20 protein-coding genes and 1 pseudogene are annotated in these 19,399 nt (G+C 56.1%); 10 read left to right on the forward strand and 11 right to left on the reverse strand.

The annotated features are described in order from the left end of the window. Window positions 1–64: 64 nt before the first annotated feature. The 3 genes from chpT to AB8615_RS01520 all read right to left on the reverse strand — a co-directional run bounded on the left by chpT (window position 65) and on the right by AB8615_RS01520 (window position 1,428). Window positions 65–709 carry a histidine phosphotransferase ChpT gene (gene chpT, locus AB8615_RS01510; RefSeq protein WP_409433186.1) on the reverse strand — a complete coding sequence of 215 codons (645 nt, stop codon included), beginning with the start codon at window positions 707–709 and terminating at the stop codon, window positions 65–67. A 130-nt stretch (window positions 710–839) separates the two neighbouring features. Then, entirely contained in the window at window positions 840–1,229 is a 390-nt protein-coding gene (locus AB8615_RS01515; protein WP_409433187.1) for a YdbL family protein, read from the reverse strand. Window positions 1,230–1,236: 7 nt separating this feature from the next. Then, window positions 1,237–1,428, reverse strand: coding sequence for a YnbE family lipoprotein (locus tag AB8615_RS01520; RefSeq protein ID WP_409433188.1), 192 nt, complete (start codon window positions 1,426–1,428; stop codon window positions 1,237–1,239). 130 nt (window positions 1,429–1,558) lie between these two features. Between AB8615_RS01520 and AB8615_RS01525 the strand changes: the two genes are divergently transcribed. Next, the gene (locus AB8615_RS01525; RefSeq protein ID WP_409433189.1) at window positions 1,559–2,536 is read left to right on the forward strand and encodes a TerC family protein; all 978 of its coding nucleotides are present in this window, start codon (window positions 1,559–1,561) and stop codon (window positions 2,534–2,536) included. Window positions 2,537–2,547: 11 nt separating this feature from the next. Continuing rightward, window positions 2,548–3,252 (forward strand): SDR family oxidoreductase, encoded by a 705-nt coding sequence (locus tag AB8615_RS01530; RefSeq protein WP_409433190.1) that lies wholly within the window; start codon window positions 2,548–2,550, stop codon window positions 3,250–3,252. On the opposite strand, the gene dapD is transcribed toward AB8615_RS01530, so the two are convergent. From dapD to AB8615_RS01545, 3 genes are all read right to left on the reverse strand, one after another. Continuing rightward, a complete protein-coding gene (dapD, locus tag AB8615_RS01535) occupies window positions 3,253–4,083 on the reverse strand; it encodes a 2,3,4,5-tetrahydropyridine-2,6-dicarboxylate N-succinyltransferase (protein WP_409433191.1) in 831 nt (276 codons plus the stop codon). A 55-nt stretch (window positions 4,084–4,138) separates the two neighbouring features. Next, a complete protein-coding gene (locus tag AB8615_RS01540) occupies window positions 4,139–4,591 on the reverse strand; it encodes a YaiI/YqxD family protein (protein WP_418153119.1) in 453 nt (150 codons plus the stop codon). Window positions 4,592–4,663: 72 nt separating this feature from the next. Beyond that, on the reverse strand, window positions 4,664–5,389 hold the full coding sequence (locus AB8615_RS01545; protein WP_409433192.1) for an NAD-dependent deacylase: 726 nt from the start codon (window positions 5,387–5,389) through the stop codon (window positions 4,664–4,666). A gap of 9 nt (window positions 5,390–5,398) precedes the next feature. Here AB8615_RS01545 and AB8615_RS01550 point away from each other — a divergent pair, with 9 nt between their 5' ends. The 7 genes and pseudogenes from AB8615_RS01550 (at window position 5,399) to AB8615_RS01580 (ending at window position 13,350) form a co-directional block, all read left to right on the forward strand. Further along, the gene (locus tag AB8615_RS01550; protein ID WP_409433193.1) at window positions 5,399–5,875 is read left to right on the forward strand and encodes a low molecular weight protein-tyrosine-phosphatase; all 477 of its coding nucleotides are present in this window, start codon (window positions 5,399–5,401) and stop codon (window positions 5,873–5,875) included. A gap of 55 nt (window positions 5,876–5,930) precedes the next feature. Next, window positions 5,931–6,902 (forward strand): complex I NDUFA9 subunit family protein, encoded by a 972-nt coding sequence (locus tag AB8615_RS01555; protein ID WP_409433194.1) that lies wholly within the window; start codon window positions 5,931–5,933, stop codon window positions 6,900–6,902. Further along, window positions 6,790–7,401, forward strand: a complete 612-nt coding sequence (locus AB8615_RS01560) for an AAA family ATPase (RefSeq protein WP_409433195.1) — start codon at window positions 6,790–6,792, stop codon at window positions 7,399–7,401. The genes AB8615_RS01555 and AB8615_RS01560 overlap by 113 nt, the downstream gene beginning before the upstream one ends. Before the next feature lie 76 nt (window positions 7,402–7,477). Then, complete coding sequence (locus AB8615_RS01565; protein WP_409433196.1) at window positions 7,478–8,488, forward strand: fatty acid desaturase; 1,011 nt, start codon at window positions 7,478–7,480, stop codon at window positions 8,486–8,488. Between the two features lie 79 nt (window positions 8,489–8,567). Then, a pseudogene (gyrB, locus tag AB8615_RS01570) lies at window positions 8,568–11,002 on the forward strand (DNA topoisomerase (ATP-hydrolyzing) subunit B). Window positions 11,003–11,004: 2 nt separating this feature from the next. Then, entirely contained in the window at window positions 11,005–12,405 is a 1,401-nt protein-coding gene (locus AB8615_RS01575) for a mechanosensitive ion channel family protein (RefSeq protein ID WP_409433198.1), read from the forward strand. Window positions 12,406–12,432: 27 nt separating this feature from the next. Next, window positions 12,433–13,350 carry a cation diffusion facilitator family transporter gene (locus AB8615_RS01580; RefSeq protein ID WP_409433199.1) on the forward strand — a complete coding sequence of 306 codons (918 nt, stop codon included), beginning with the start codon at window positions 12,433–12,435 and terminating at the stop codon, window positions 13,348–13,350. Between the two features lie 55 nt (window positions 13,351–13,405). Here the strand turns inward: AB8615_RS01580 and hisS are convergent, their stop codons facing one another. The 3 genes from hisS to apaG all read right to left on the reverse strand — a co-directional run bounded on the left by hisS (window position 13,406) and on the right by apaG (window position 16,149). Then, on the reverse strand, window positions 13,406–14,884 hold the full coding sequence (gene hisS / locus AB8615_RS01585; protein ID WP_409433200.1) for a histidine--tRNA ligase: 1,479 nt from the start codon (window positions 14,882–14,884) through the stop codon (window positions 13,406–13,408). Window positions 14,885–14,925: 41 nt separating this feature from the next. After that, on the reverse strand, window positions 14,926–15,537 hold the full coding sequence (locus AB8615_RS01590) for a class I SAM-dependent methyltransferase (protein ID WP_409433201.1): 612 nt from the start codon (window positions 15,535–15,537) through the stop codon (window positions 14,926–14,928). 183 nt (window positions 15,538–15,720) lie between these two features. Continuing rightward, window positions 15,721–16,149 carry a Co2+/Mg2+ efflux protein ApaG gene (gene apaG / locus AB8615_RS01595; RefSeq protein WP_409433202.1) on the reverse strand — a complete coding sequence of 143 codons (429 nt, stop codon included), beginning with the start codon at window positions 16,147–16,149 and terminating at the stop codon, window positions 15,721–15,723. Window positions 16,150–16,310: 161 nt separating this feature from the next. Between apaG and AB8615_RS01600 the strand changes: the two genes are divergently transcribed. Further along, window positions 16,311–17,333: a 2'-deoxycytidine 5'-triphosphate deaminase domain-containing protein gene (locus AB8615_RS01600; protein WP_409433203.1), complete on the forward strand. Its 1,023-nt coding sequence runs from the start codon at window positions 16,311–16,313 to the stop codon at window positions 17,331–17,333. Here AB8615_RS01600 and AB8615_RS01605 read toward each other — a convergent pair. Continuing rightward, window positions 17,330–18,271: a radical SAM protein gene (locus AB8615_RS01605; protein ID WP_409433204.1), complete on the reverse strand. Its 942-nt coding sequence runs from the start codon at window positions 18,269–18,271 to the stop codon at window positions 17,330–17,332. The genes AB8615_RS01600 and AB8615_RS01605 overlap by 4 nt on opposite strands. Window positions 18,272–18,345: 74 nt before the next feature. Beyond that, a complete protein-coding gene (locus tag AB8615_RS01610) occupies window positions 18,346–19,374 on the reverse strand; it encodes a glycosyltransferase family 2 protein (protein ID WP_409433205.1) in 1,029 nt (342 codons plus the stop codon). Window positions 19,375–19,399 lie beyond the last annotated feature (25 nt).

Raw genomic sequence — 19,399 nt, forward strand, 5'->3', positions numbered from 1 at the left:
TTCTTGCGAACCAAAGTGAAGGAAAAGGGTTAAAGCGATCTAAAAGGACTGGGAAAAATCAGGCTTATTTAGCGGCAGGCAGATCGGCGGTGAATGTCACGGTTTCGTCCGTAATCGCAGCAATCGCCTTGCCGCCCAATTCGCGGGCCATCATGCCCGTATAAAATGGTTGAATAGAGCGTCCGTCAAAGCCGTCTTCGGGTGCTTTGCCCACTAATGTGCGCTCAACCGCAGCGTCCAAGCGTGCGCGCGGCCCTGTGGCAGTCAAGACAAGGGTGCTTCCGTTTTGCCCGATATTCACATCGCCGCCGCGCGGAATAGCCTGCACGGCCAACATGATCAGGTTTAGCAAAATTCGCGCATGGTTCTTATCCAGCCCGTCATCGGTCAACGCCCACGTCAAGCTCGCCTTGCCGCCCGCATACATATCCCCCGCGAGTGTTTGTAGTTCTTCCACGCCAATAACGCCCGGCGCAGAGCCGCCCGCGCCAAAGGCCAGGCGCAGAAACTTCAGCTTTGCATTGGCTTGGCGTGAGGAATTGCGCACCAAATCCATTGCGTCCGCGTGCATATCGACATTGCTCTCATCATCCAGAATTTCGAGCGCTGTTGATAATGCGCCAACGGGGCTGATCAAATCATGGCAGATACGCGCACATAATAATGCGGCCAGACCTGACGGGGTAAGTTTAGCGATATTGGCGGACATGGCAGGCTCCGTAATAGGTGAGGGCAAATCAGTTGGTGCAACACTGAATCAATTCCCCGCAATAGGCAAAGAAAAACCGCCACATCCTGCGATGGGCGGTCATTTCAAAATGAAATCTGTGATCTGCTCGCTATTTGCGTTTCCAAACGCCAGAGGCATCCAGATAATAGGCACCAGGCGGCAGCTTCTGAATCTGCTGTTCCCCGATCAGGGTAGATAGCTCTTCCGTCTTCACATTCCGTGCATTGGCGCGTTGTGTGTAGACCGATTTGCGGCCAATATTGATTTCTTGCACAGCGGCTCGCACAGCGGCTGACGGGTTTTTACCATCAACAACGGCGAGATAGCCGTCAACGCGCTCGCCGACTTCGCCGCGTTGGATCGCGGCATCAACGATGGCTTTGGCGGATTGGGCTTGCGCCACAGCGACATTGCCGCCTGTGACGTTCATGGCGATCGCGCCGCCGCCCAGCAGGGCAAAGGCTGCAAAAGCGCTGATTATGAGTGTCTTGTTCATCATACTTCTCCTAGAACAAATCCGGATTATTGGCGATCAGTTCTTCAACGTCTTTTTCAAGTCGCACCCGAACCTCCTGATCGATTTTCACATTGAGTTCGATCTTAATCGGCTTGTCTGAGGGTTCGATCTTCACCGTCGGGGTGCAGGCACCGAACATCATAACAGCCGACAGGCCCGTTGCGATTAAAACGTATTTCATAAGGTGTCCTATCAAGTTTCGCCTGAATGTCGCATTAACAGGGCGTCGCATCAAGGTTCATATTCAAATCACTTTACCCGCGCGCGCAAATCGCGCTAGTCATTCACTCACATCGAAACTGGAGGGTATTTTGGCCGACTTACTAACGATTGAAGCTTTATTCACGCTGTTCATGCTGATTTTGCTGCAGGCCGTTCTAGGCTTTGACAATCTGCTTTATATTGCGATTGAGAGTAACAAAGTCGGCGATCCGACGGACGCGAAGAAAGTCCGTAAATACGGCATTGCGATTGCGGTCATTTTGCGGATTGTCCTGCTGTTTTTGATCGTCAATCTGTTCACACTGCTGGCGGAGCCGCTCTTCGGTATCCATTTGGGCGGGTTTATTTCGGGTGATTTCACGGCCCAAGCCCTGATCACCCTCGTCGGTGGGGCGTTCATTATCTACACGGCGATCAAAGAAATTCATCACTTACTGCAGGTCGATCATATCGAACATTCCGAGGGCGGCGGCACACGCACAGTCATGGGCGCGATTGCGTTGATCGTCGCGATGAACCTCGTCTTCTCCGTCGACTCGATTCTCTCTGCCATGGCGATTGCCAGTGTGGATGCGGCGAATGTCGTCAATTCCGTTGGCGACACGTTAGGACAATTTGCAGGCACAGTGGCGGAATGTAAGCGCGACCTGATCGCCAATCCAGTCCTGGGCGCGGTCGGCTGCGAACCGACCAAGACCTACCAGGTGCCGCTTATGGTTATCGCGATTCTCGTCTCTGGCCTCGGCATGATTTTACTCGCGGATCGGGTTACAGAGTTTCTGAAAAAGAACCGCATGTATCAGGTTTTGGGCTTATTTATTCTTTTCCTCGTGGGCGTCTTGCTCGTGACAGAGGGCGCGCATCTGGCGCATCTGAAACTCTTTGGCTTCGCCATTGACGCGATGAGCAAGTCGAGCTTCTACCTCGTCGTCGGCGTCTTGGTCGTGACGGACGTGCTGTCCAATCGCTACCAAAAACGCCTCTGGGCGCAGAAGGAAGCGGAGATCCGCGGCACAACGGAAACTGCTGGCCGCGAAGCTGTCGACGAATGGAAATCCACGCATTAGGAGATTTTTCAATGTCCAAAAATAAAGTTGCCATTATCACGGCCGGCGGCGGCGGCATGGGGGCTGGTGCCGCCAAAAAACTCGCAGAGCATGGCTTTAAAATTGCGATATTGTCTTCGTCTGGCAAGGGCGAAGCTTTGGCGCAAGAACTGGGCGGTATTGGTGTCACAGGCTCTAATCAATCACATGATGATTTATCTCGTTTGGTCGATTTGACATATGATAAATGGGGGCGTGTTGACGTGTTAGTTAACAGTGCAGGGCATGGGCCTCGTGCGGCCGTTCTGGAGCTAACCGACGATGATTGGCATGTAGGGATGGATGTATATTTCCTAAATGTCGTGCGCCCCACGCGCCTCGTCACACCGATTATGCAGGCCCAAAAGTCGGGGGCTATCATTAATATCTCTACCTTTGCCGCCTTTGAACCTGACCCCGTTTTTCCGACGTCAGGGGTATTTCGCGCAGGCCTTGCCGCATTTACAAAGCTATATGCGGATAAATATGCGGCTGAAAACATCCGCATGAATAATGTTCTGCCTGGCTTCATCGATAGCTTGCCAGAAAAAGAAGAATTTCGCAGCCGCGTCCCAATGGGGCGTTACGGGAAGACAGAAGAAATTTCAGAGACTATTGCTTTCCTTGCTTCGGATGGTGGCGCCTATATTACGGGGCAAAATATCCGCGTGGACGGCGGTATGACGCGGTCTGTTTAACTAATCCCGCAGCAGTTCGTTCACACCTGTTTTCGCGCGTGTCTTCGCATCCACCGTCTTGACGATCACGGCGCAGGCGAGGCTGTGGGAGCCGTCTTTGGACGGCAATGTGCCAGGCACAACGACGGAGTAGGCGGGGACTTCGCCGTAGCTGATCTCGCCCGTGGCCCGGTTATAAATCTTGGTCGACTGGCTGATGAAAACACCCATGGCGAGGACGGCGCCTTCGCGGACAATGACACCTTCAACGACTTCGGACCGTGCGCCGATAAAGCAATTATCTTCGATGATCGTTGGGTTAGCTTGCAGCGGTTCTAGCACGCCGCCAATGCCGACGCCGCCAGATAAATGCACATTCTCGCCGATCTGCGCACATGATCCGACTGTCGCCCATGTATCGACCATTGTGCCTGACCCGACATGAGCGCCGATATTGACATAGCTCGGCATCAACACAGCGTTCGGCGCGATAAAGCTGCCGCGCCGCACAGTGGCGGGCGGGACGACGCGGAAGGCGGCATCTGCGAAATCGCGCTCTGTCCAGCCTTCGAATTTAGACGGGACTTTGTCGTAGAAATGACCGTCTTGCGGGCCACCCGTCATCATTGCATTTGGGTGCAGGCGAAAGCCCAGCAGCACAGCCTTTTTCAGCCATTGATGCACAACCCATTCGCCGCCCTCGGACTTGGACGCGACGCGGTAAGCGCCGTTATCAAGTCCAGAAATAGCTGTCTCAACGGCGTCGCGCATTTCACCTGTTGTATCGGGCGAGAGGCTGGCGCGGGCATCCCACGCGGCTTCGATCATCTTTTCTAACTGGGTCGTGTCCATGGGGGCCTCTTTCGTTAAGTCGCGCGGAACATAGTCAGCAGGCCGGGCGAGTCAATCAGCGCCGTTTTAATTTTTCAAGCGTCACATGAAGCGCTTCGAGAAAGCGGGAGCGGTCCCGATCCGAAAACGGCGGCGGCTCGCCAAGGTTGGGTATATCTGCCCTCGCTCGGAGGTCCGCCATGATCGCGCGCGTGGCGATGGCGCTGCCAATGCTGTTCATCGTGAAGGGCTTCCCATTGCTGCCCAAAACCACGGCGCCAGATTTCAAGCACCGCTCGGCTAGCAAGATGTCGGCGGTAATGACGATAGCGTCCGCATCCGCACGTTCGGCAATGTAATCATCGGCGGCGTCAAAACTGTCCGACACCGCAATAAACTTAATTAGCGGCTCGCGCGGGACACGCAGGAAAGAATTGCTGACAACCGTCACAGGCACACCATGCCGCCGCGCAACTTTATAAGTCTCCTCCCGCACGGGGCAAGCATCCGCGTCGATATAGATGTGCAAGGTCATGGAGTGGGGGATAGCCGCCACTCTTCCCTTATTGCAAGACTTGTTCTTGCAATGAGGAGCGTTAAATCACCCCAAAACCTCCGTCACCCATTTCGGCACAATCGTGCCTGCTTCGCCTAATCGACTTTCGTCAAAGAAGTGGCTGCCTTGGCTTTTCTCAAGATTTAATTCTAGCGTCTGCTTTCCGAGTTGCCCTGCCATTTGCACGAGGCCTGCGGCGGGGTAGACGGCGCCGCTTGTTCCGATCGAGACGAACATATCACAGGCCCGAAGCCGCGCTTCGATCACGTCCATCTCGTAGGGCATCTCGCCGAACCAGACGATGTCTGGCCTCACGACAGATTTATTGGGGCCTCCCGTTGTCTGACACGCGGGGCAGGGCATGTCGTGGGCCACATCATCCACCCAATCAAAGCGGTGATCGCAGGCGGAGCAGAATAGCGAGGTCAGGATGCCGTGCATGTGAATAACGCCGCGCGCGCCCGCTTGGCTGTGCAAATCATCGACGTTTTGCGTGATGATCGTCAGCGAGCCGCCCCGCGCTTCCAACCCCGTTTGCAGCTCTGCCAGCGCCAGATGCGCAGCGTTGGGTTCCACGACTTTTAGCGCGGCACGGCGCATATTATAGAAATGATGGACGAGGGCGGGGTCAGCCGCAAAGCCCTCGGGGGTCGCGACTTGCTCGATCGGATATTGCTCCCAGAGGCCGCCTTCACTGCGAAAGGTTTCTATCCCGCTTTCGGCGGAAATACCTGCGCCCGTTAAGATGACAATGTGGAGTGGGTCTGACATAACCCCTCTATGACATCTTTGCTTTTCGTTTGTCTTGGGAATATTTGTCGCTCTCCGACGGCGGAGGCGGTGTTCCGTGCGCGGTTGCCAGCGGATGTTGTCATTGAAAGCGCGGGGACAGGCGCGTGGCATGCGGGCAATCCGCCCGACCCTCGCGCGCGGGCCGCAGGACAATCGCGCGGCTATAGCTTTGCGGGGCAGACCGCGCGGGCGGTCCACAATGACGACTTCGCCAAGTTCGATCAAATTTACGCGATGGACGCGGCCAATCTGCGTGAGTTGCAACAGCGCTGCCCGCCAGAGCATGCGCATAAACTCCGCCGCTTGCTGGACCTATCGCCAGAGCAGACCGAGCGCAATGTACCTGACCCGTATTACGGCGGCGATCAGGGGTTTGAGCATGTGCTGGATTTGATTGAGGGCGCTGCGAACGCTTGGTTAGAGCAATTTGCTAGCGCAAAAGGTGCGGGCCGAAATAGCACATAGACAGCGCGGCGTGACTCGGCTAATTCTGCGCCCAAATTCAACACGGATAATTTCAATGAAAAACGGTTTGGTGACAGTCTTTGGCGGCTCAGGATTTCTGGGGCGTTATGTCGTGCGGGCTTTGGTGGCCAAGGGCTGGCGTGTGCGCGTCCCTGTGCGTCGTCCGCATACGGCCAATGACCTGAAAGTCATCGGCGGTGTCGGGCAAGTGCAGTTGATGCAAGCCAATCTGCGCTATGAAAATTCCGTGCGCCGCGCGATCGAAGGCTCCGACGCTGTGATCAACCTCGTCGCGGTTTTGTTCGAAGGCGGCAAGCAGTCTTTTGAGGCATTGCACGTCAAGGGAGCGGACACCGTCGCCCGTGCCGCCGCAGAGGCTGGCGTGACGAATTACGCGCATATCTCGGCAATTGGTGCGGACGAAGACTCCGATAGCGACTATGCCCGCACCAAAGGCGAAGGCGAAGACCTGACGCGCCAAGCCGTGCCAACGGCCGATATTTTCCGCCCCTCAATTATCTTTGGGGCCGAAGATCAGTTCTTCAATCGCTTCGCCAAGATGGCGACAATGCCGTCCCCAATCCCGCCGCCTTTACCGCTGATCGGTGGCGGAAATACGAAATTCCAGCCTGTCTTTGTCGAAGATGTGGCCGAAGCGATTGCGCTGCGCATTACTCAAGGCACATCAGGTCAGACATATGAGCTGGGCGGCCCGCGCGTCTATTCCTTCAAAGAGTTGATGAAGCTGATGCTGGCCGAGATTGACCGCAAGCGGCTTCTTATCCCTGTGCCCTGGGTCGCTGCCAATATGATGGGCTTTGCGGGTGAAATGTCTGGCATGCTGCCCTTTGTTGATCCGTTCCTGACGCGGGATCAGGTCACGAATTTGAAGAAAGACAATGTCGTCGCCCCCGATGCCCTCGGCTTCGACGCGCTCGGCATTAAACCCGAAACGGTTGAGGCGATCTTGCCGACTTACCTCGGCAAATACCGCAAATACGGCCAATTCCACGAACGGCAGGCGTAAGACAACGACCCTCATTCATCTCATAACGGGCGGCACGGGCGCGGGTAAGACGACGTATGCGCGGGCCTTAGCGGATGAGATTGGCGGCGTGCGCTATTCTATCGATGATTGGATGACGGCGCTGTTCTGGATGGACGCGCCAGAGCCGCCCGATTTTGATTGGGTCATGGAACGTATTGCGCGGGTCGAGGCGCAGATGTGGGCCAATACTCTGCAAATGATCGCCCTGAAGACGCCTGTGATTTTTGACCTCGGTTTCACGACAACTGACCATCGCGCCAAATTTATTGACCTCGCTAAGGGCGTCAACATAACCCCAAATCTTCACTGGATTGATATAGACGCTGAGGAGCGATGGCGGCGCGTACAGTCGCGCAATACGTCGCGGGGCGAAACATTTGCTATGGACGTTCCCCGCGATATGTTTGACTTCATGGAAGATCGCTGGGAAGCGCCAACAGATCATGACGCTATCGTGATCACCCGAGTTACAAAATGACGTCATCGTAATTCGCCATTAACCGAATCGTTGTGCAGGATAACGAGGACGTCGTTTTATCCTGCTGGAGATATACATGCCCTCAACCGCCAAGACTTGGTTTGCGCGCCTTGCGCCTTATCGCATTGCTGAAAACGGCCGCGCGGTCTTTGAGTTGCTCATCACGCTCGTGCCGTTTCTCGCGCTCTGGGCGGGGATGTGGGGCTTGCTTTATGCGGGGCAGTATTGGGCGCTGATCGGCGTTGTGCCAGCGGGTGCGCTCGTCGTGCGCCTGTTTATCGTGCAGCATGATTGCGGACACGGCTCTTATTTTTCGAACAAAAAAGCCAATGACTGGGTAGGGCGGTTTATCGGCATCTTGACCCTGACGCCCTATGATCATTGGAAACGAGGCCATGCGCTCCACCATGCGGGGTCAGGCAATCTGGATCGTCGCGGCATGGGCGATGATATTGTCACGCTGACCGTCGCGGAATATGAAGCGCTCTCGCGCTGGGGGAAGCTGAAATACCGTGCCTATCGCCATCCTGTCGTGATGTTCGGCGTCGGCCCAGCCTACGTTTTTATGCTCGCGCAACGCCTCCCGCTTGGCGAGATGAAACGCACAAAGCCTTGGATTAGCACGATGACGACGAACTTGGGTGTCGCGCTGCTTTATGGCCTCATGATTTGGGGCGTGGGATTGAAAGCGTTTCTGCTAATCCAAATTCCAACTATCTTGGTCGGCGCGTCGATCGGCGTTTGGATGTTCTATGTGCAGCACCAATTTGACGAAACCCATTGGTCGCGCACAGGCGATTGGTCCCGCGAAGAGGCGGCGCTCCACGGCAGCTCTTATTATGATCTGCCGAAATGGTTGATGTGGGTAACGGGCAATATCGGCGTCCATCACGTCCACCATCTGTCTTCGCGCATCCCGTTTTATCACCTGCCGAAAATTCTCAAAGCCCATCCCGAGCTCACGCAGGTCGGGCGGTTGACACTGTGGGATAGCTTCAAATGCGTCAAGCTCGCCCTGTGGTGCGAAACGCGGCAGAAAATGACATCGTTTAAGGCGCGTCACATGCCAGTGGCGGTGAGCGCCTAACCGCTTAAAATTCGGTTTTATCCGTGCAATTTGCGTTGCGGTCGCCTATATTTTAGACGATTCGTAAGGAAATATTTGCATGGCCGAACCCGCATCACCGCAGCCAGAATATGGCGCCGATTCTATCAAAGTTCTCAAAGGCTTAGACGCCGTCCGCAAACGTCCCGGCATGTATATCGGGGACACGGATGACGGCTCTGGCTTGCACCACATGGTCTATGAGGTTGTCGATAACTCGATTGATGAGAGTTTGGCAGGTCATGCGGACCGGGTTGAGGTGACTTTGCACACGGACGGCTCTTGCTCTGTGCGCGATAATGGGCGCGGAATCCCTGTCGCAATCCATACCGAAGAAAACATGTCTGCCGCCGAAGTGATCATGACGCAGCTCCATGCGGGCGGCAAATTTGATCAGAACTCCTACAAGGTCTCGGGCGGTCTGCACGGTGTGGGCGTGTCCGTGGTCAACGCTTTGTCGGTGTCGCTACAGCTCACGATCTGGCGCGACGGGAAAGAGCATTACATGGAATTTTCGCACGGTGACAGCTTAGCCCCGCTCAAGATTGTCGGTGATGCGCCGATTGATAATCGCCGCGACGGCACGACACGGACGCTGACGGGGACGCGTGTGCGCTTTCTGCCATCGGAAGAAACTTTCACCATGGTCGAATTTGATCGCGACACGTTGGAGCGGCGTCTGCGCGAATTGGCGTTCCTAAACTCTGGCGTGATGATCATTCTGACGGATGAGCGCCCCGAAGAAGACGTCGTGACCGAGCTGTATTACGAAGGCGGGATTGAGGCCTTTGTCCGTCATTTGGACGCCAATAAAGTCGGGCTTCTGGACAAGCCGATTTCTGTCATGCGCGAAGTTGACGGGATCACGGTAGAGGCTGCGCTGTGGTGGAATGACGGCTATCACGAAAATGTCCGCTGCTTCACGAATAACATTCCGCAACGCGATGGCGGCACGCATTTGGCGGGCTTCCGCGGGGCGCTGACTCGCACCGTCAATAAATACGCCGCCGCTTCTGGCGCCGCGAAAAAGAGAAAGTACAGATCAGCGGCGATGATGCGCGCGAGGGCTTGACCTGCGTGCTGTCCGTCAAAGTCCCTGACCCGAAATTTTCCAGCCAGACCAAAGACAAGCTCGTCTCCTCCGAAGTCCGCCCCGTCGTCGAAAGTGCGATGAACGAAGCCCTTGGCGAGTGGTTTGAAGAACATCCAGCAGAAGCCAAAGTCCTGATCCAAAAAATCGCCGAAGCTGCCGCCGCCCGTGAAGCCGCCCGCAAAGCGCGTGACCTGACCCGCCGCAAATCTGCGCTGGATATCGCGTCACTGCCAGGGAAGCTCGCCGATTGCCAAGAGCGCGATCCGGCGCTGTCTGAAATCTTCATCGTGGAGGGCGACTCTGCGGGGGGCTCTGCGAAACAGGCGCGGGACCGTCAGAACCAAGCGATCTTGCCGCTCAAGGGTAAAATCCTCAATGTCGAACGCGCCCGATTTGACCGCATGCTCTCTAGCCAAGAGATCGGCACGATGATTACGGCGCTCGGGACAGGCATTGGCCGTGACGACTTTGACGCTGACAAAGCCCGCTACCACAAGATCGTTATTATGACCGATGCCGATGTTGACGGCGCGCATATTCGGACGCTGCTGTTGACGTTTTTCTATCGCCAAATGCCAGAGCTGATTGAGCGCGGCTATCTTTATATCGCGCAACCTCCGCTCTATAAAGTTGAGCGCGGGAAAAGCACGCAATACCTCAAAGACCAATCTGAATTAGATGATTACCTGATCGATGCGGGCAGCAAAGACGCGACCTTGACGCTCGATAGCGGCGCGGTTGTGTCGGGCGAAGATCTGAAGCGGATCGCCAAAGAAGCCTTACAAGCGCAAGGCCTCGTCAAGCGCATGAAACACCGCTCGCCAGACTCTGTTATTTCGCAACTCGCCATTGCGGGCGCGCTGGATGTGGAAGAAAGCCAAGCCGCAATTGACCGCGCGATTGTGCGCCTCGACCTGATCGCCGATGAAGGTGAAGACGGTTGGGCAGGGCGGTATGACGATGATGGCGCGCTGGTGCTAGAACGCGATGTGCGCGGTGTCACGGATCGCGTGGTCTTGCGCCACGGCTTCCGCGACAGCTCTGATGCGCGGCGTCTGCACAAACTCGCGCCTGCTCTGGCCGAGACTTATTCTGGCACGGCGACTTTCCGTCGGGGCGATGATGACCCGATCTATGTGTCTGGCCCGTCGCAACTGCTGGAAGTGATCTTTGAAGGCGGTCGCAAGGGCTTTAAAATCCAACGCTATAAAGGCCTGGGCGAGATGAATCCTGATCAATTATGGGAAACCACACTCGACTCCAACGCCCGTTCCCTCCTGCAAGTGCGGGTCGAAGCGGCAGATGCAACGGACGATCTGTTCACCAAGTTAATGGGCGATGTTGTGGAGCCGCGCCGCGACTTCATTATCGCCAATGCGCTCGACGCAGAAGTGGATAGCTAGACGTGGCCCAAGATACAAAGCAAGTCGCAGAAGAGGCTATTGAAGCGACCGAAGCTGTCGCGCAACAATCCTTTCAAGACATGTTCGAGGCCGCACGAAGCTGGGTCGAAGCGGCGCTGGACCAGCTAATGTCTATATCTTCCGTCTGGCAAATCCTCGCGATTTTGGCGGCTGCCTTGCTCGCATGGGTCGCGTCTCGCCGCCCGAAAGCCCGCCTCAGAGCGCGGATAGACAAGCGCGAAACACAGGACATAATCTACAAAATCCTGCACGCTATTGAAGGCATTATCTGGCCAGCGATTACGGTGATCTTTCTCTGGATTGCCATGTTTATCTTCCGTGGTGTTGATCTGCCCAATGATATTTTACGCATTGCGGCGAGCTTGACCAATGCTGCGATTGTTGTGCGGCTGCTGACGCGGAATATGGAAGAAGGCCCGCTCAGGACACTCATCTCCTTGATCGCCTGGGGGATAGCGGCGCTTTACATCGTGAAATTATTGACGCCCGTGACAGCGGCTCTGGAGTCAGCGGCGGTGACGGTTGGCGGCACGCGGATTTCTGTCTTGCAAGTGATCACCAGCCTCGTCGTGGCGAGCTTTGCGCTCTGGTTTGGCCGCGTGGCGGGCAATGCGGTGCAAACGCAAGTGCGGTCTACGCCGCGCCTAACACCGTCTATGGCGGGCCTGCTAGGGCAAGTTGCGAAAATCGGCCTGATGATCTTGGCGGTTATGATTGCGCTGGGCTCTGTTGGTATTCCGCTCACGGCCTTCGCCTTCTTCTCCGGCGCGATTGCCTTCGGTGTGGGTTTCGGCCTGCAATCTATTTTCTCTAACTTTATCTCTGGCATCATTATCCTGTTTGAGAAATCGATCAAAGTCGGTGACTTTATCGAGCTTCAATCAGGGGTGCGCGGCCAAGTGCGAGAGATCAATATTCGCTCCACACTCGTCACCACGAATGACAGCGTCGACATCCTTGTTCCGAATGAAGAATTCATCAAAGCCCAGGTTATTAACTGGACACTCCGCGATCCGCGCCGCCGCTTGCGGATTGATTTCGGCGTTGCTTACGGCACCGACAAAGAGGTTGTGAAAAAGGCAGCGCTAGAAGCCGCCAAAGAGGTCGAGTGGACAGATTGGGAAGATCCCAATCATGCGCCCGATGTGTGGCTTGTGCAATTCGGCGATTCCAGCTTGAACTATCAATTAGTTGTTTGGCTCAAGCCCGAAGCCGTGTCCCGCCCTGGCGGCGTCAATGCAGCGTATAATTGGGCGTTGCATACGGCGCTTGAAAAATACGGTCTCGAAATTCCGTTCCCGCAGCGCGATATCAATATCCGCCAGCCCGCCGAAATCACGGTCAAGCTCGACCAAGGCACCAAGCCGAAACGCAGCAAATGATCGCCTACTCCGTGATCCGTGCCTGATATGAGCGAGACGCCAAAACCGCATCACGATCATCATGGCCATGATCACGGCCATAGCCATTCCCACGCTCCCAAAGTCGACGGGACCAATCGCCAACGGGTCGCTATTGCCGCCATTATAACTGGGCTGTTCATGCTGGTGGAAGTGGTGGGTGGGCTGATCTCTGGCTCCCTCGCTTTGCTAGCCGATGCGGGGCATATGCTCACAGATTTCGCCGCCTTAGCGATGGCGTGGGGTGCATTTATGATCGCCCGCCGCCCCGCGAACTCGCGCTACACATTTGGCTATGACCGCGTGTCGATTTTGGTCGCTTTCATCAACGGATTGACCCTATTTCTGGTCGCGGCATGGATCGTGTGGGAAGCCGTCCACCGCATCCAATCCCCCGTCAATATCCTCGCGGGGCCGATGTTTGCCGTGGCCGTGGGCGGGTTACTTGTGAACCTGATCGTGCTGTGGATTTTGCGCGGCGCGGATCAGCATAACCTCAATATTCGCGGGGCGGTTTTGCATGTGCTTGGTGATCTGCTCGGCTCGGCGGCCGCGATATTGGCGGCGATTATCATCTGGAAAACGGGATGGGTCATGGCTGACCCGATCCTCTCCGTGCTGGTCGCGCTGTTGATCTTGCGCTCCGCTTACAGTCTGGTCAAAGAGAGCGCCCACGTCCTCCTCGAAGGCGCCCCTGCAGCGCTTGACCGCCGCAAGATAGAAGCCGACCTCGCCGCCCATATCCCAGACCTTCAAGAGATCACAGAGATCCGAACTTGGTCTATTACCCCCGAACGCCCCGTGGTCACGGTGGTCGCCGTGGCGGGCGCGCGAGCGTCAGTCGGAGCCGTTCAAGGCGCGATTAAAGCGCGGCTGGCGGGCGAGTTCGGCGTGGAGGATGCAGTGGTTGAGGTGGGGGTAGAGTAGATGTCTTTTAGCCATAATCGGCTAAGCGAACGTAACCACCGAAAATTTATTTCAACTATCCCAACATCCCCCGGACCCCCGCGACGAAGCCGTCGCGCGTCACGGTTTCCTGTGCGGGTCTGGCTTCTTTCCACTCTTCATTGGACTCGATAGCTTTGGCCATTTCGGCGCCGAGGTAGAGGTCTTTGAGGGTGACTTCGCCCGCTTGTTTTTCGTCGCTGCCCATGAGGACGGCGATCTGCGCGCCGCGGCGATCGGCATATTTCATTTGCTTGGTGACATTGCCTGCGCCGATGAAGACTTCTGCTCGGATGCCAGCCGCGCGGAGTTCTGCCGCCATGTTGAAATACTCGCCCATGAGGGCTTTGTCGAAGGCGCAAATGATAACGGGCGGGCGGGTCTCGTCTTGCAGGGCGTCCATGCGTTCGAGTGCCTCAAGGAAGCGGGACACGCCGAAGGAAAATCCTGTCGCGGGGACTTGCTGGCCGCGGAAACGGCTGACCAAATCGTCATAGCGTCCGCCGCCGCCAATCGAGCCGATACGCACGGGGCGGCCTTTGCGGTCGCGAATATCAGCGAGGAGTTCCGCCTCAAAGACGGGCCCTGTGTAATAGCCGAGGCCGCGCACGATGGAGGTGTCATAGGACACGCGGTCATCGCCAAAGCCTGTCGCGTTGAGAATTGCGTCGATCTCAGATAATTCTTTGACGCCTGATGCGCCGCGCTCGCTTTGTCCGACCAGTTTTTCGAGCGAGCGGATAGTGGCCGCGCGGTCTTCCGACGGGGCGGTCGCGAAGCCCAACACAGCTTTGATCGCGGTGGTATCAAGCCCTGCGCCGTCCGTGTAGTCACCGCTCTCGTCCTCACGCCCCTCGCCGAGCAGGGCTTCGACGCCGTCCGCGCCAAGGCGGTCGAGTTTATCAATCGCGCGCAAGACTTTGAGCCGTTGCTCCGCGCCTGCGTCTGTATTGGGGACGCCCGCACTTTCTAGGATTCCATCGAGGAGTTTGCGGTTATTCACCCGCACGGCGTATTGCCCGTCTTTCAGGCCAGCGGCGCGCATGACTTCCGCGGCGAGCATGATCATCTCGGCGTCAGCGGCAGAACTGGCTGCGCCTACGCTGTCTGCGTCGCATTGCGTGAACTCGCGGAAGCGACCTGGGCCAGGCTTTTCATTGCGGAAGACGCTGCCCGCTTGGTAGCGGCGATAGGGCTTGGCGAGGGCGTCGTAATTCTCGGCGACATATCTGGCGAGCGGGGCGGTCAGATCATAGCGTAGGCTCATCCACTGCTCGTCATCATCGCGCAAGGCGAACACGCCGACATTCGGACGGTCTTCATCCGGCAGGAATTTGCCCAGCGCATCGGCATATTCAAAGGCGGGCGTCTGCAACGGCTCGAACCCGAAACTGTCATAGACAGAAAAGGCGGCATTGATCAGGCGGCGTTCCGCGCGAAGCGATTCTGCGCTGCGATCTTCAAACCCTCTGGGGCGGCGAGCTTTGGGACGTTGGATTTTGTTCTTTTTGGACATGGGCGAGGTCTAGGGCGTTTGGGCGGATTTTTAAAGTGTGTTTAACGCGCCACGCCGAAATAATTATAAGACAGGATTTTGGGGCCGGGAATATACATTTGGTCAAGCCGATCGAATGTCAGGTCGGCTTGCTTGAACAGGCGCGGAATGTCCCGCCCGCTATGGCAGCCCCCTGCAATGCGCTTCCAGACGGGATCAATGCGCGATTGCCATTTGGCGACGCTTGCATCTGGAGCTTTGCCGTGTTCCGAGAATAGGATATGTTCACCAGGCTTGAGGATGCGCCGCATCTCTCGCAAAGCTTTGACGGGGTCAGGAATGGTGCAAAGGCTATAGGTCACGACGACGGTGTCTGCGGCGTTGGTGTCCAGCGGAATGTCCTCGCCAGATAGTCCGATCCGCTCGACAGGAATAGGGCAGGCCGCGCGGGCGTCATTGCTGCGTTTCCAAATGTGGTCGTCGGGGTCCACGCCAATGATGCGAGTGACTTTATCAGGATTATAATGCGGCAGGTTCAGACCAGAGCCGATCCCGATTTCCAGCACGACACCCGTCGCATGCGGCACGACCTTCTGGCGCTGTTTCGTGATCGGGCCAATGCCGCAAGCTTTGTCGAGGCAGAGCGGCAGGATGTGTTTTGCGTAAAATCCCATGACTTTGCATAGGGCGCAAAGGTCAAATTTCAAAGGCTGAATTGTAGCGTTCAGGGAAAGTTCATTTTGCCGCACTTACACAGGATAGGCCAAACGCTGGGGGGTGTTTGGCAGGGTCGGTTGAGCGTCTTAGCTAGCTATTCGCTCCCGACCCACGCGCCCCCTAACCAATGCCCGATAAGCCTAATTGACGCGAAGTCCCTCATGCGGGCTGTCCAGAACGAAGGCTGGAATATCAACGTCAAAGCTTGTGCCAGAGGTGTTTTCAACGCGGTAAGTTCCGCGCATCATACCAGACGGTGCCGTGAGCGGTGCGCCAGATGTATAGCGAAACACTTCGCCCGCTTTGACCACTGGCTTCTCGCCAACCACGCCAGACCCGCGCACTTCTTGGACGTGACCGCGACTATCGGCGATCTGCCAAAAGCGGCCCGTGACTTGTAAGTCTTCATTGCTTTGATTGTCGATTTCGACGGTATAGGCCCAGATATAGCGGGAGTCGGTGTGGCTGGATTGCTCCGCCAGATATTCAGGTTCAACGCGGACGATAACGTCATTTGTGCGTTGCTCGAACATTGCGATGTGTGCGTGTAGATCCCCTGAATCGCTCATGACGATGTCCATTCTCTCAATGCGCTGATTCGACGTCAGCTTGTTTCTCTCGATCGCTTTGTGGCGCGTTCCCACGATGCCCGCAAGCGGTTTAGCCAGTTAGGACTCAGTTTTTGCACTTCATTCTTGTCTTAGGGGAGTTCCATCGCTAGTCGATTGTCATGTCTATTGGGATTTTACCACGTCAAGAAATTTTGGCTTTGACCAAGTCAGGCCACATCGCGGGTTTGCTCAAATCCAAAGGTCACCCCGCGCCGCAATTACAACCCGCTAGCCTCGACTTATCACTCGGGCAGACCGCTTACCGCATCCGCGCCAGCTTCTTGCCAGGTGAAGGGCGCACGGTCGAAGACGCATTGTCGTCTGTTACCGTGCATCAGTTTAAACTCAAAAAGGGTGCGGTGTTGGAAACGGGCTGCGTCTATTTGATCCCGATTGGGCAGAGCCTGAACTTACCTGACGACATTGCGGGCCTCGCCAACCCCAAAAGTTCGACGGGGCGGCTGGATGTATTTACGCGCGTGATCTGCGACGGGGCAGATCGGTTTGACGCGATCCCAGCAGGATATTCTGGCCCGCTTTATGTCGAGGTCGCGCCGCGCACATTTCCGATCTTGGTCAAGACGGGGCAGCGTTTGGTGCAGATGCGATTGCGCCGCGGTGAACATCAACAGCTCTCAACACAGACCGTCAGCATTGATTTGCACGGCGACGCACCGGGGGCCGTTATCGGATACCGCGCGAAACGTCATGCGGGGCTGGTCGATATTGGCGGGGTAGGCGCGCATAGTGCGGCACATTATTGGGAGCCGCTAACCGCACCGACAGGCGAATTAGTGCTAGACCCCGAAGAATTTTACATTTTGGCGAGCAAGGAAAGCGTCTCAATTCCCGAAGACCAAGCCGCAGAAATGGCCCCCATCGCGCCAGAAATTGGCGAGTTTCGCGCGCATTATGCCGGCTTCTTTGATCCCGGTTTTGGTGTGGCCGAAGCGGGCGGCGCGGGCTCTCGCGCTGTGCTGGAAGTGCGCGGACGGGACGTGCCGTTCCTGCTGCGTCACGGGCAGTCGATTGCAAAACTAATCTACGAACCGCTCGTCGCAAAACCCGACGCGCTCTACGGCTCTGAAGGCTCAAACTATCAAGCCCAAGGCTTGCGCCTATCCAAGCATTTTAAAGACTAAGCCGAGCAACTTGCGCCGCCGAGGACGCAGAATTTCGCGCAATGTGGGTGGTTAAGGGCGACAGGACCGAGGCTCTCCGTCAGGGTTTTCCCCATCTCGAATTGCGTGTCATCCCACAATAATGTGCAAGCCAAAACGCTGGCGCGATCTTCGCCCTTGCGCTTGACCACCATGCGCGAATTTGAACACATCATCGTGTCGGGCGAAATATCCAATATGCCCCAGCACGCGACTGTAATCTCTGGCACATCGACGCTTGCGTCCATTTCAGGGAAGAGAATTAATTGCGCGGGGTCCATGGCATCTATCGCCCAGTTATGGTCTGTAATTAATTTATCGTAGCCCGCGCGGGCCGTAGCTTCGTCCTCTGAAAACATGGCGCGACCCGCGATATTCATCGGCATGTTGTGATCAGAGAGCCAGCGCATGCCGCGCAGTGCCACCGCAAAGCTTCCCTCTCCACGCTCCGTATCATGCCCTGCTGCGCTGAAATGATCGAGACTCACGCGGAACGTCGTCTTGTCAGGGAAGCGCTTTGCCAGATCAAGTAAGCCTGCCTGCACACGGGGGCGCATCATCGGCTTCATCGCATTGGTTAGAACCAGCAGGGAATGTCCGCGCGCTAGCACAGCCTCCGAAATCGCAATCATATTGGGATTTAAATAAGGTTCGCCGCCCGTCACGCCAATCTCAATCGCGCCCAAGCCCATGGCATCTATTTCGTCCAGATAGGGCGTCACATCGTCAAGTGTGAGATAGACGAAATGGTCGGCGGTGGGACTGCTTTTTATATAGCAATTCGCGCATTCGATATTGCAAAGACTCCCCGTATTCAGCCACAGCGTGTCGAGGCGTTTAAAGAAGACTTGCGCGCGCTTCTCCCCCTTAGCGGTCGTCTGGGGATTGCGGAATTTTTGAGGATCAATCGGGGCGTTCATGGCGTCGCTCCTAACGCGTCTGACCGTGTTTGTCATACACATTTCCGTGAGGATTACAGCTCACGGGAGTTCAACTATTTTGGGATTATAGGGTTGGTCTGGACGGGCAGGCGGCGATAGACTTTGATTGGGTTCCAGCCCAAAGCCTGAACAATGTCGCGTCGCTTTGCTGTGCGCGGACTTTTGCGGATCAGAGCCTTTGCCGCGAACCCGTCCCGCATCCCGCGAAAGGTTGGGGCGAAGCGCCCTTTGCGAAACACTGACCACGTCAGCACGAACAGATTGGTCGCGAGAAAAAACGGGAAGAGCGGAATAGCGAGCGCGTGCGGCATGTTTTTCCGAAACGTCCAAATACGGTTGCGGGTGCCGTGATAGACGGAAAACTCGCTGGCCCGCCCTGAAATTCCGCTGCTGATATGATCGATTTTCGCCTCGGCTGACTGCACGCATATCCCCCCGTCTAGCCGCATGCGAAAGCCCAAATCAACATCTTCGTGATAGCAAAAAAAGCTTTCATCAAAGCCGCCAAGGCGGTGGAATGTCGGGGCATGATAGAAGGCTCCAGCGCCGCAGGGCGCAAAACATTCGCGCGTTGTTGCGTCGTAAATAGGGTGCCCAAACCCGGCCCGCCAAGCGAGGCCAAAGGCGTGATACTCATCGCCTAGCCCGTCAAACACACCGCCCGACGCCATATATTGCGTCGATCCGACCATCGTGACATTGGGCCTAATTCTGGTGGCTGCCAGCAATTTTTCTAGCCAATCTTGATAGGCAAATGCGTCAGGATTTAATAGAGCCAGCCATTCGCCCGCAGCCTGTTTCGCCGCCAGATTATTACCCTTCGCAAAGCCCAAATTCTCGCCCGCTTCAATAATTTTAAAGCGCGCATCGAGGGGAGGTAGGGTATCTAGCGAGCCGTCCGTGCTGCCATTATCGACGATAAAACACTCAAAATCAGCATAGGTTTGATCCACAACAGATTGCACAGAGCGCGCCAACCATTCGCCGCCGTTATAATTGACTATGATGACTGAAATATGCGGGATGGCGCGGGCCTCTACATTAAAAACTCTGTCTTCGGACGTAGCGCTAAGCCCGTCCATTGTCACCCCTGCATTGCCAAAAGCT

Origin of the sequence: Litorimonas sp. RW-G-Af-16 (genome assembly GCF_048319245.1) — a bacterium.
Taxonomy (GTDB): Bacteria; Pseudomonadota; Alphaproteobacteria; order Caulobacterales; family Maricaulaceae; genus Litorimonas.

Coding starts and splice junctions, on each gene's coding strand:
- chpT (WP_409433186.1), bottom strand. CDS start 709: ATGTCCGCCAATATCGCTAAACTTACCCCGTCAGGTCTGGCCGCATTA.
- AB8615_RS01515 (WP_409433187.1), bottom strand. CDS start 1,229: ATGATGAACAAGACACTCATAATCAGCGCTTTTGCAGCCTTTGCCCTG.
- AB8615_RS01520 (WP_409433188.1), bottom strand. CDS start 1,428: ATGAAATACGTTTTAATCGCAACGGGCCTGTCGGCTGTTATGATGTTC.
- AB8615_RS01530 (WP_409433190.1), top strand. CDS start 2,548: ATGTCCAAAAATAAAGTTGCCATTATCACGGCCGGCGGCGGCGGCATG.
- dapD (WP_409433191.1), bottom strand. CDS start 4,083: ATGGACACGACCCAGTTAGAAAAGATGATCGAAGCCGCGTGGGATGCC.
- AB8615_RS01545 (WP_409433192.1), bottom strand. CDS start 5,389: ATGTCAGACCCACTCCACATTGTCATCTTAACGGGCGCAGGTATTTCC.
- AB8615_RS01550 (WP_409433193.1), top strand. CDS start 5,399: ATGACATCTTTGCTTTTCGTTTGTCTTGGGAATATTTGTCGCTCTCCG.
- AB8615_RS01555 (WP_409433194.1), top strand. CDS start 5,931: ATGAAAAACGGTTTGGTGACAGTCTTTGGCGGCTCAGGATTTCTGGGG.
- AB8615_RS01560 (WP_409433195.1), top strand. CDS start 6,790: ATGCCCTCGGCTTCGACGCGCTCGGCATTAAACCCGAAACGGTTGAGG.
- AB8615_RS01565 (WP_409433196.1), top strand. CDS start 7,478: ATGCCCTCAACCGCCAAGACTTGGTTTGCGCGCCTTGCGCCTTATCGC.
- AB8615_RS01580 (WP_409433199.1), top strand. CDS start 12,433: ATGAGCGAGACGCCAAAACCGCATCACGATCATCATGGCCATGATCAC.
- hisS (WP_409433200.1), bottom strand. CDS start 14,884: ATGTCCAAAAAGAACAAAATCCAACGTCCCAAAGCTCGCCGCCCCAGA.
- AB8615_RS01590 (WP_409433201.1), bottom strand. CDS start 15,537: ATGGGATTTTACGCAAAACACATCCTGCCGCTCTGCCTCGACAAAGCT.
- apaG (WP_409433202.1), bottom strand. CDS start 16,149: ATGAGCGATTCAGGGGATCTACACGCACACATCGCAATGTTCGAGCAA.
- AB8615_RS01600 (WP_409433203.1), top strand. CDS start 16,311: ATGTCTATTGGGATTTTACCACGTCAAGAAATTTTGGCTTTGACCAAG.
- AB8615_RS01605 (WP_409433204.1), bottom strand. CDS start 18,271: ATGAACGCCCCGATTGATCCTCAAAAATTCCGCAATCCCCAGACGACC.
- AB8615_RS01610 (WP_409433205.1), bottom strand. CDS start 19,374: ATGGACGGGCTTAGCGCTACGTCCGAAGACAGAGTTTTTAATGTAGAG.